The organism is Flavobacterium aquiphilum (assembly GCF_027111335.1).
In the GTDB taxonomy this organism is placed as follows: domain Bacteria; phylum Bacteroidota; class Bacteroidia; order Flavobacteriales; family Flavobacteriaceae; genus Flavobacterium; species Flavobacterium aquiphilum.
This window is the reverse complement of the sequence record NZ_CP114288.1, coordinates 35743-47149: the sequence shown is the minus strand read 5'-3', so window position 1 is coordinate 47149 and position 11407 is coordinate 35743. Positions and strand designations below refer to the sequence as shown.

Here is an 11407-nt window from a genome sequence, read left to right as displayed (position 1 = left end):
AAATAAATTAAAAAAAAATAAATATTTCCTTATGAAAACAACTAAATTAAAAATTGCAGGGATTTTATTAGTCATAATGACAATAGGATTCTCTTTTACAATGGTAAATAAAGTTACTATTAAAGGTTCTGATACAATGGTTATTTTGTCTCAAAAATGGGCAGAAGTATATATGAAGAAAAACCCTGGAGCTTCTATTCAAGTTACTGGAGGTGGTTCAGGTGTTGGTTTGGCTGCTTTGATTAACGGTTCTACAGATATTGCTAATGCAAGTCGTCCTATCAAACCTTCTGAAGTTGAAAAATTGAAAGCAAGATATAATACTCTTGGTGTTGAGATTCCTTGTGCCAAAGATGGTTTGTCAGTTTATTTGAATAAAGCCAATCCGGTTTCATCACTTACACTGAAACAAATTGGACAAATCTTTGCTGGAAAAATTACAAACTGGAAAGAAGTTGGTGGTCCAGATGCTCCAATCAAATTATACGGAAGAGAAAGTAGCTCAGGTACTTTCGGTTTCTTTAAAGACAATGTGGTAAAAACTGATTTTTCACCATCTTGCCAAACATTGCCTGGTACTGCAGCAATTGTTAATGCTGTAAAAAAAGACAAATTTTCTGTTGGTTACGGCGGAGCTGCTTATGCTGAAGGTGTAAAAGACTGTGCTGTGAAAAAAGATGATAAAAGTCCTGGTATTTTGCCAACTGCAGCAACAATCAAAAACCATACTTACCCAATTACAAGATACTTATATATGTATTTGAAATCTAGACCAACAGGGGAAGCCAAAGAATTTATTGACTGGGTTTTGAGTCCTGAAGGGCAGAAGCTTATTGAAGAAGTAGGTTATTATCCATTAAAATAATTTGAAGCAATATATCCCTCATTCGAAATAGAAGTGGGGGATATTTGTGTTTATTCTAAACGAATTCCAAATAAATAAAATGAATTCACAACTACCAATCAAACAAACTTTCACTAAAGAAAGTCTAAAGAAACAGTTCAGGCTATCTGAGTTTTTGGCTGAAAAAGTTATATCCTCGATTGCTTTTTTGTCGATAGCTGTTATTTTTTTGATTTTCATTTTTGTTTTCAAAGAATCGTTGCCACTTTTCAGTTTTGGAAAAAGTGATAAAGCAAAAACTGAAGTTCAGGCATCAAATGTTGGCAAACCAGAATCTTATGGTGCTGCTGCTGAAGAGTTGAAACCTGAGTCATACGGTTCTGAAGCGACAAAGGAGTTAAAACCTGAAACATATGGCTCTGAACCTACAGAAGAATTAAAGCCTGAAACGTATGGTTCTGAGCCAGCATCTAATGAAGATTTAAAACCGGAAAGTTACGGAGATACTCCAAAAGAGGAATTGACTGTTCCGGCTACAGATGAAACTACTACAGTTTCTGAAAGTAAGGAAGAAGGGAAAACTTGGAATACCTTTTTAAGTACCGAGTGGGTACCAGTTTCCGATAATCCACGATATGGATTGATTGCTTTGTTGATAGGAACTTTAAAAGTTACCATTATCGCAATGCTGATTGCCGGACCATTGGCTGTATTGGCCGCATTGTTTACTTCTTGTTTTGCTTCCAAAAGGACTAAAGAAATTATTAAACCGGTTATCGAAATGCTTGCTGCTTTTCCATCGGTGGTTATTGGTTTTTTTGCCTTGATGGTTTTAGCGAGTTTCTTCCAAAATGTATTTGGATATGATTCCCGATTGAATGCTTTTATAGGTGGGGTGGCAATGGCTTTGGCTGCTATCCCAATTATTTATACAATTTCAGAAGATGCTTTGGCATCTGTGCCCAAAACTTATACCGAGGCGAGCCTTGCGTTGGGGGCAAGTAAGTGGCAAACCGCTTTTTTTGTGGTTTTACCAGCGGCAACGCCCGGTATTTTTGCGGCATTATTGCTTGGAGTTGGAAGGGTTTTTGGAGAAACGATGATTGCATTGATGGCAACAGGAAATGCTGCACTGATTTCTGCAAATCCTTTTGAAAGTGTGCGTACATTCGCCGCTACCATCGGTTCTGAAATGGCCGAAACGGTATTTGGGGAAACGCATTATAGTGTTTTGTTTTTTATCGGATCGTTGCTTTTTATCTTTTCATTTGCCTTAAATGCAATTGCTGAGTTTTATGTTAAAGGCAAATTATTGAAAAAATTCCAAGGAAATTAATTATGGACAAAGTTTTAAACGAATCAGAAAGTCAATTTTTTTCGGGTAAAAAAAGTGCTTCAGAAATAAAAGGAAAGATTTTTATGGGGATTACCCAATTGGCCGTAATTCTTATTATTGCTGTTCTTTTTATTATTTTGGGAATTATTGTTTACGAAGGGAAAAGTAAGTTTTCCTGGGAATTTATTTCAACGTTTCCAACTAATGGAATGACCGAAGGGGGAATTTTTCCGGCCTTAATTGGTACTTTTATTTTGGTGATTGTAATGTCTATTGCGGCAGTCCCTTTCGGTACCATTACGGCACTTTATTTAACCGAATATGCCAGTGAGAAATCTAAATTTGCGGCAGCGGTCCGATTTTCGGTTCGTACATTAGCGGTGGTACCATCGATTATTTTTGGGCTTTTTGGACTTGGGTTTTTTATCCAGTTCGTAGGAGCTGGTGCCGATACTGTTTTTAATGGAGGTGAATTGAGATGGGGACAACCTAATATTCTTTGGGCGAGCTTAACAATGTCTTTGTTGACTTTGCCGGTTATCATTGTTTCGGTTGAAGAATCCCTTAAAACCATTCCACGCGAAATGAGAGAAGCGAGTTTGGCACTTGGGGCAACCAAATGGCAAACTATTAGAAAAGTAGTGCTTCCGGAGTCTATTTCCGGAATTATGACAGGAACAATTCTTGCCGTGAGCAGGGGAGCCGGAGAGGTAGCGCCAATATTGTTTACAGGAGCAGCTTATTATTTGGCTACGCTTCCAGGTTCTTTGAGCGACCAGTTTATGAATTTAGGTTACCATATTTATATTATGTCAACTCAATCCTCGGACGTGGAGAAAACTATGCCAATACAGTTTGCTACAACTTTGGTATTGTTGGTTTTGACTTTGTCATTAAATGTAGTTGCCGTAATTATCAGATCAAGAATCAGAAGAAAAGCGAAGTAAGATTTCAGGATTTAGATGATTAATCTGTGATTCGAGTCTGTTAGACGAACAGGCAAAGCAAAGTTTGTCTAGTCTGTCGCTAAAAAAAACAAGAATAATTAATTGATTTTAAATTATTTAATAATCAGACTTAGGTTTTTAAGAAAAAGGAAGCCTTAATTGATATAAGAAGTACGCATGAAAGATATAAAGATAAAAGTTAATGAGTTGTCATTACATTATGGTGAAAAAAAGGCGTTGAATGAAATCACGATGGATATTCCAGCCAATAAAGTGACCGCTCTTATTGGTCCATCGGGTTGTGGAAAATCTACTTTTTTGAGATGTATTAACAGAATGAATGATTTGATACCCAATGTTTCTATCTCGGGGGAAATGCTTGTGGAAGGCATTGATATCTATGATAAAAATGTGGACGTGGTTAATATCCGTAAAAAGATTGGAATGGTTTTTCAAAAGTCAAACCCATTTCCGAAATCTATTTATGAAAATATTGCTTACGGGCCTCGTATCAATGGTATAAACGACAAATCACAATTGGACGAGATTGTAGAAAGATCTTTGCGTCAAGCAGCAATTTGGGATGAGTTAAAAGACCGTTTAAATGATTCGGCGTTGGGGCTTTCCGGGGGGCAGCAACAACGTTTGTGTATCGGAAGAACATTGGCGGTAAGCCCTGATATTATTTTGATGGATGAGCCGGCGAGTGCCTTGGATCCTATTTCGACTTCAAAGATTGAGGAGTTGATACACGAATTAAAAGAGGAATATACCATCATTATCGTAACTCACAATATGCAGCAAGCAGCCAGAACGAGTGATCATACGGCCTTTTTTTATATGGGAAATTTAATAGAAATGGGAAAAACTAATTCTATTTTTACAAAACCTACTCAAAAACAGACTGAGGATTATATTACTGGAAGATTTGGATAAAAAAGGCATTGAAAGATTTAAAGATTGTAAAATTGTTTAATTCTTTGTATCTTTTAATCTTCAAATCATTAAATTTTTAAATAAAAAAAGATGAGTACATATTTCGAAATGGAATTAGCTAATTTAAAAAGTATTATAAAGAAAATAGGGAAGTTGGCAGAAGGACAGGTCAGCGAAGCAGTGAAAATACTTTTACAGGAACCGGAGACTGCTGAAGGGAAAGCTATCAAAAAAACGGAGGCTAAAATTGATAAATTAGATGTCAAAATTGATGAGATTTGCCAAAGTATCTTTGCATTGAAACAACCTGTAGCTACAGATTTGCGTTTTATTATGTCGGCAATGCAAATTAGCAATGAAATTGAACGAATTGGTGATTTGTCAATCAGCATCGTAAAAAAAGCAAAGAGCATAAAAGAAAAACACGATTTGATCGAAAAATTCGAAATCGCTGATATTGCCAGACAAGTTGAAGCAATTACTATTAAAACCAACGAATGTTTTATTGCGCAAGATGGTAAGGCAACAGGTGAGATTTTTGTTTTCAACAAAGACATCAAAAATAGCTGTGAGGAAGCCATTCACGGGATTATCAATGAAATGAAGGTGAATTCCAAAGCTGTAGTATCGGGAACCAATTTGGTAATTGTTCTGAAACATTTGGAACGTATTTCTGAACATTGTACTAATATTGCTGAATACGTTTATTTTACGGTTAACGCCAAAATTATCAAACACGACAAATTAGATGATATATTGTCTGGAGAATAATTTTTTTTAGAACATAAATATTAAATCGTAAAAGTCGGAACTCAATTGGTTTCGGCTTTTTTTGTTTTTATGAGTTACAAGTTTGTGACTTAACAGGTTTTTAAAACCAGTTAAGTCTGATAGCAAGTAAGAAATATTTTTATTTTAAACCCAATTGCATAACTTTATACTTTGACCTTCATCCGGGCTTTATGAAATGTTTTCCACTTACTTTCTTATTACTGTTTTGGATTGGACTTTATGGCCAAAAAGATACCCTGTATTTTAAAAACAAGGAAATGATGGTCGGGGAGGTAAAAAGTATGTCGAACAATATATTGATTGCCGAAACTAAATACAGTGATCAGGATTTTAAAATTGAATTTGACAAAGTGGTAAAAATGATTTTGGTGAATCATTATTCCATTTATTTAGTGGATGGGAGTAGCTTTTACGGCACGTTAAAATCAAATAAAGACAATGAAGTTACAATTAGTTATGGTGACACGATTCAGGATGTACGGATTAGCAAAATAGTCAGTTTGAATAAAATTGAAAATGGCTTTTGGAAACATTTTACCGGTTCATTTGATTTTGGGTATAATTTTGCCAAGACCAATAACAGTCAGCAACTGACTTTTGCATTGCAAATGAATTACATTAGTGAGAAATGGATTCATACCGTTAAGTATGATGAATTGAATACGGTTCAGGATAATGTGGAAGATATTCAAAGGATTGAATTGGATTTGGACACCAAAAAATATTACAGAGATAATTGGTTTTTTAATTCGAATTTTTCCTATTTGTCCAATACAAGCCAATCGATAAAAGGTAGATATAGTCCAAGTTTCGGGATGGGGAATTATTTGGTTAGAAATAATAAACTGTACTTTTTGGTTGGTGGAGGTTTGACCTACAATATTGAAAAATACTATGATCCGTCTACCGACAAAAATTCATTTGAGGGGGTTTTTATCACTCAATTCAATATGTTTAATGTAAAGGACATTGACATAAGTACTTCAGTTTTAATGTTTCCGAGTTTGTCTGAAAAGGGCAGGTTTAGAACCGATATTGATTTTTCATTCAAATATGATTTACCATTCGATTTTTACATAAAATCATCTGTCAACGGAAATTTCGACAATCAGCCTTCTCAAAATGCTGCAAAATGGGATTATGTTTATTCGATGGGTTTTGGTTGGAAATTAAAGCATTGATTCTAATCAAAATTTTTTAAAATACCTTGAACAACTCTTCCCAATTTACTGTTGTTTCGATTACGGAAAGACCTTTGTATTCTTCCATTTTTGATAAGTTTTCAATTCTGAATTCCTCTTGTGTGGCATAAGGTACCAAGCCGTCATTTTGTAATTTTTCAGCCAGATAAATTTGCTCATATTGCCCGGGAGTTGGAATAAAAAAAGCTTTTTTATTAAGTTTTACCAAATCCATAATTGTCGTGTAACCGGAACGGCAAAGCACTTTTTTGCTCTCGTTGAAGGTTTGTTCCAATTGGCGTGTTTTCATGAAATTGTAATAGGTCACATTGCCAATCTGCTCTTTCTTTTGTTCCTTTTCGATAATTCCTTTTATGAAAACCACTTTCCCGTCAAAACGTTTTACTTCTTCGGAAAGATGGGCTTCAAGTAATCCGCGTTGAGGCTCTGGTCCTGATAAAACGATCATAAGGTCATATTGTATGGGTAATGCCATTTTGTGCATACGGCTCAAAGGTCCCAAATAACTTAAATTTAGGGAATTGTTTTCTAAATGTCCCAATTTTCCGGTTAGGTTTAAAGGTTCATTTACGTCTGGTACCCAGCAGGAATTGTATTTTTTGATTATATTTTGGTGTAATTTACTAGTAATCCAAGTTGTGTTTCCAGTAAGGACATTCAGTTGATGAGTGATAAAAACGGAAGGAACTTTTTTACTGAAAACTCCCAAGCGGTTGTCAGATATGATGCCGTGAATTTCATATTTCTGAATCCATTTTTTAACGATTCTTTTTTCTTCCCTAATGGCTTCAATCATTTTTGGAAGGCTCTTTATCAGTTTCCACTTGAAATTTTTTCCGTTTTTGGCATATTCAATTTGATAGGAAGGAAGCTCAAGCGTTTTTAAATACGGAAACTCTTTTCGAAGCAACTCAAGGGCAATCCCATCCGAAGCAATAATTGGTGTAAAATTGTTTTCCTGTAATGCTTTAATAATTGGAATACAACGGGTAGCATGTCCCAATCCCCAATTCAAGGGGGCTATCAAAATTGTTTTATTTTCGGAGTCTAAATTCATGTGTAAATCTTACAGTTTAATTGTAAGGCGAAAATAAAGGATGCTTATTTCATTAATGTTTGCAATGTATTACTAAAAGATTATTTAATTAAGATTTTCTATGCGAAAGTACTATTGAAAATCGATAGTAAATAAAAAAGGCTAACCAAAATTGGCTAGCCATTGCAGTTTTTGGAAAAATAAATCTTATTGTTTGATATAGGTTTTGTTTCCGTTTGAATTGATATAGTATTTACCGCCTTTTGGACCAGTATATACTTTTTTGCCATTGTATTCACCTGTAACTTTATCGGTATTTTTTTCTGCGGCTTTGGCAGCTTCTTTTGTTGTTTTATCCGCTGTTTTTTTAGCTTCTTTTTTTGTCATTTCAGCATCTTTGCTTGCTTTGTCAGCAGATGCTTTCGACTCTTTTACTGTTTTATCAGCTGTTTTTTTAGCGTCTTTTTTTGCCATTTCAGCATCTTTGGTTGCTTTGTCGGCAGATGCTTTCGACTCTTTTACAGTTTTATCTGCTGTTTTTTTAGCGTCTTTTTTTGCTACATCAGCATCTTTGGTTGCTTTATCAGCGGTTTTTTTTGCTGATGATGCTTCTTTTTTAGCTTTGTCAGTTGTTTTTTTAGTTTCTTTAGTTGCTTTTTCAGTAGCAGTTTTTTCTTGAGTTTTTGCTGTTTGTGCGTAAAAAGTATTTGATGCAATGAACAAGAAACTCAATAACAATAATTTTTTCATGACGTTAAGTTTTTAGATTAGACTTAAATGTACGAAATTATTTTTTATGTTGGTGTAGTACAATTAGTTAAAAATATGCCCGAAGTTCTACACTTCCATTGTGGATCGTTTTACTGGTTTCGCTTTTTCGACCTTGGTAAATAAAATTCAGATCCAAAAACTTTGTCAGATTCATTTGTACGAATGACCTCCAGGTTACATTTTGACCTCTTTGCAAGCCTTCGAGCATTTGATATCCTGCCGAGGAAAATTCATTACCTGTAAAGTTATTTTCGTACAAGGAAATTTCTCCGTTCATATTAAATTTTGAAGTGCCGATATAACTAAACGAAGTCCCAAAACGGTTTTGGGTCAAAGCATCCAAACTTCCGATTTGGTTTTCCTTTTTGCTGTGTTCATAAAAAATATCCAAACTGAGGTTTTTTGAGAAAAGATAACTGATTTTTGGAATCCAAAGGTAGCCTTCAATTGTGTAATTTTTTTCTGCAAATGTTTGGGATTCGGTTGCAGTTTGAAGGGACTTTGCCAAGACGTCAAAAAGCCAGCTTTTTTGTAATAAGTGTTGGTATTGAAATTGATGAAAACTGTTTTTGTTTTGAATAGTACCGATTGAAACTAAGTTTTGGGTTTCGTTTTTGGTGTAAGTATAAGTAACCGAATGATTCCTTTTTCCTCGGTTGAACGACAAACTGTTGGTAAAGGTTTTTATTAGTCCCAAAATATCACCTGAAGATTCAAAAGGATTAAGCGCCAAATGTTCTCCGTCGCTTTTAACTTTTTGATCCATAATAAAGGATGTCTGCATGTAAAAGTAGGATAGTGCTTTCTTGAACGGAGTGCTATTTTGCCAAATAATAGGATTGATTATAAAAGACTGTGAAAATCGATTTTGATTGGTTTTGATGTAAATTTGGTTTGGTAAAAAGATTCGGGTGTAGGTCGCTAAATCTGGAAAAGGGGCAATTTCGAATTCTTCCAGATCCTTTATTCCATTGCCATTGTAATCGTTCCAAGTGTATTTTCCCTGTCCAGCAGGAACTTCCACATAAGTGTAATTCTGAAAAGGCATCGTACCCGAATTAGTTTGGTAAAGGGTATTGCTTTGAATTAATTTGTCAAAAAACTGATCGTTGTACTGCATTTTTGCATTAAGCGAATTGGTTGTTTTCAACGCAGGATCGGTGTAGTCCAATTGTCTGTAATTAACAAATAAAAATAAGTCACGAGTTTCAGTCTTGAATAATTTGGTTTGTAAATTATAGCTGTTTGAGCTATTTACTCTTTGCAGCAAACCGTTTTGAACGCTGTCATTTGCCCTTTTTACAAATCCCAATTGAACATAAACTTTGGTACTGTCGCCATGTCCTGCGTAAATTCCGTATTCTGAAAAGCGTTGGCTGAGGGCAGAGAACTGTTGTGTTGCCTTATTTTTTTCTTGATTGTCCTCAAAACGAATGGAGCTGCCAATCCAGTTTTTCTGGGAATTGTAACGCACGTGTGAAAAGTTTCTTAAGAATTTGGAAGTGTTTTCGAGAGCGTCACTTTTTAGATAGCTTCCGTCATTTTTGAAGCTCCAATTGGAAAATTCTAATTGAGCATTGAGATTGTTTTTTATACCCGAATAAGCATTGGAAAGATCAAGTTTTTGAAAAGCGTAGGTGACTGTCGCCATATTTTTAGAGTTTTCATTTTGAATCAAATTAAAATTTAAACCTGTTCCCAACAAACTCTGGTTTCCAGTTGCAACTGTGTTGATATTCCAATCGCGATAGAACTCGATATTGTTAATGCGCTCTACAGGCTTGAAATTGGCCTGTATGCCTTGGTAATTTAGAAAAGCATCAACATTCCATTTTTTGGATAACAGTCGTTGTTTGGCGTTGATTTCGCTTGCCAATCCTCGATTGTTGTTATCGTCTAGTGAAGAAAATAAATTTTTATCATTGTTACTAACGGCTAGTTCAAAATCGACAACCGTTTTTTCCGTAGGGTTGTATTTTCCAAAAAAAGTTGCCACCTGCGATTTTACGGGAGCGACTAATTGAACTACGGGTTCGTAATTTCCCTGTGGGATTCCATTTGCAGGAGCAACATATTCAAAAATTTTATCGACACTGGTTGGATTGGTCAGTATGTAATTTCCTTTGGCTTGACCGACCAATGTAAACTGAACATTGTACAATTCGTCGTCTGGATTTTTGGAATATTCATAGATGGTTTCTGTGCCGAGAATAGTTTTTTTATACTGAATTTTCTTTTCGTCATAAGCATCGGGAATTGCTGACGGTGCAATCATTTTGTTGGGGTTGTCTCCGGCTTCCGCCAAAATCTGTGCCTGTTCACTAGAAAGATTTTGCTGAACGGGTTGGTTTTTTAAATCATTTTCTGAATATAAAGCAGCTCCAAAATTCCATTTTTTATCGGTGAAACTGCCGCCGTCATACGTGATAAATCTCGTGTAATTGTTCTCCGAATATTGGTATTCAACTACAATTCGCATTTCGGAAGTAATAGGGAATTGTGGGGTAAACACAATCTCCCCCGAATTGTAATCGATAATGTAATCAAAGTTTTCGCCCCTTTTCAATAGAACGCCATTGACATAAACCCGCTCCGAACCAATGATGACCAAAACATACAATTCACCATTTTTTCCAACCAATTTATAAGGACCCTGGTTTCCTTCCTGACCTTTGAAATTACTGCTGGCATAATTTCCGGTAACGAGCCCACCCGATGCAAAAACATTGGTTTTCTTTTCGTCGTCATCCCCAAAATTGACCGTGGCCGATAATCCCTGTATTTTTTTGTTGAAAGAAAGAAATCGGGTAGTATTGTTGCCGATGAAGACATCGCCGCCGCGAATGTTCCAGCTGTCGGTAAAAAGTTCCATGAAAATGTTGTCGTACTGATTCAGCCGTTGCGAATAACTGCCTTCCTGAACTGGAATATTGGTGTCCCGGATGGAAGCCCGAAGGCTAACTTTGTTGGATATTTTTCCTGTGATTTGAAAATCCAGATTCGAATTGACGACAGCATTTTGATTGTTCCCAACCGAAATACCTTTCGAAAGACTTCCTGATGCAGCAAGGCCATCAAAAGGAATGTTTTTTGGTGCCGAATTGTTCACCATTTTATATAAATTCTGATTGCCAGCCTCGTTGTCAATGATTTTGCTACTGTCGTAAATGGTGTATTCCTGAGTTAAAAAATCGGGAAGTTTCAGGTATTGAACCGTTAAGGAATCAGTGGGTGAGAAGCTTTTTTTCTTGAATAAAAGATAAGCTTTGGGAAAGTTGATTTGGTACAAAGTACTGTCAACAACTTGGTCTTTGGAATCTAATATTTTGAAAAAAGAAGAATTGATACTCACCGATTCCAAATGAATGGTATCGGTCGTGAAAGCAATTTTTTTGGTAACGTAAGCGGTCTGTATATCCTGAGCTTGAAGCCCGGAAACATATAAAACAATTATCCAAAACAATACTTTTTTCAGCATAAACAGTACAACTCCAATGTGCCAAAAATAGTGTTTATTATTTTATGATGCTTGTGGTTTTCTGA

Annotated in this window: 9 protein-coding genes; 6 read left to right on the top strand and 3 right to left on the bottom strand. The window is 35.6% G+C overall.

Annotated features, from left to right (window positions below; all coding sequences use genetic code 11):
• Positions 1–31: 31 nt before the first annotated feature.
• The 6 genes from OZP12_RS00200 (at position 32) to OZP12_RS00175 (ending at position 6036) form a co-directional block, all read left to right on the top strand.
• A complete protein-coding gene (locus OZP12_RS00200; RefSeq protein WP_281227017.1) occupies positions 32–865 on the top strand; it encodes a PstS family phosphate ABC transporter substrate-binding protein in 834 nt (277 codons plus the stop codon).
• 79 nt (positions 866–944) lie between these two features.
• Positions 945–2180 (top strand): phosphate ABC transporter permease subunit PstC, encoded by a 1236-nt coding sequence (gene pstC, locus OZP12_RS00195; protein WP_281227016.1) that lies wholly within the window; start codon positions 945–947, stop codon positions 2178–2180.
• Positions 2181–2182: 2 nt separating this feature from the next.
• Positions 2183–3127: a phosphate ABC transporter permease PstA gene (gene pstA / locus OZP12_RS00190; RefSeq protein ID WP_281227015.1), complete on the top strand. Its 945-nt coding sequence runs from the start codon at positions 2183–2185 to the stop codon at positions 3125–3127.
• Between the two features lie 177 nt (positions 3128–3304).
• Positions 3305–4063, top strand: coding sequence for a phosphate ABC transporter ATP-binding protein PstB (gene pstB, locus OZP12_RS00185; protein ID WP_281227014.1), 759 nt, complete (start codon positions 3305–3307; stop codon positions 4061–4063).
• A gap of 90 nt (positions 4064–4153) precedes the next feature.
• Positions 4154–4834, top strand: a complete 681-nt coding sequence (phoU, locus tag OZP12_RS00180; RefSeq protein ID WP_281227013.1) for a phosphate signaling complex protein PhoU — start codon at positions 4154–4156, stop codon at positions 4832–4834.
• 302 nt (positions 4835–5136) lie between these two features.
• Positions 5137–6036: a DUF481 domain-containing protein gene (locus OZP12_RS00175; RefSeq protein ID WP_281227012.1), complete on the top strand. Its 900-nt coding sequence runs from the start codon at positions 5137–5139 to the stop codon at positions 6034–6036.
• A 16-nt stretch (positions 6037–6052) separates the two neighbouring features.
• Here the strand turns inward: OZP12_RS00175 and OZP12_RS00170 are convergent, their stop codons facing one another.
• From OZP12_RS00170 to OZP12_RS00160, 3 genes are all read right to left on the bottom strand, one after another.
• Positions 6053–7114 (bottom strand): glycosyltransferase family protein, encoded by a 1062-nt coding sequence (locus OZP12_RS00170; RefSeq protein ID WP_281227011.1) that lies wholly within the window; start codon positions 7112–7114, stop codon positions 6053–6055.
• A gap of 186 nt (positions 7115–7300) precedes the next feature.
• Entirely contained in the window at positions 7301–7843 is a 543-nt protein-coding gene (locus tag OZP12_RS00165; RefSeq protein WP_281227010.1) for a hypothetical protein, read from the bottom strand.
• Between the two features lie 67 nt (positions 7844–7910).
• Positions 7911–11342, bottom strand: a complete 3432-nt coding sequence (locus tag OZP12_RS00160; RefSeq protein ID WP_281227009.1) for a DUF8818 domain-containing protein — start codon at positions 11340–11342, stop codon at positions 7911–7913.
• Positions 11343–11407 lie beyond the last annotated feature (65 nt).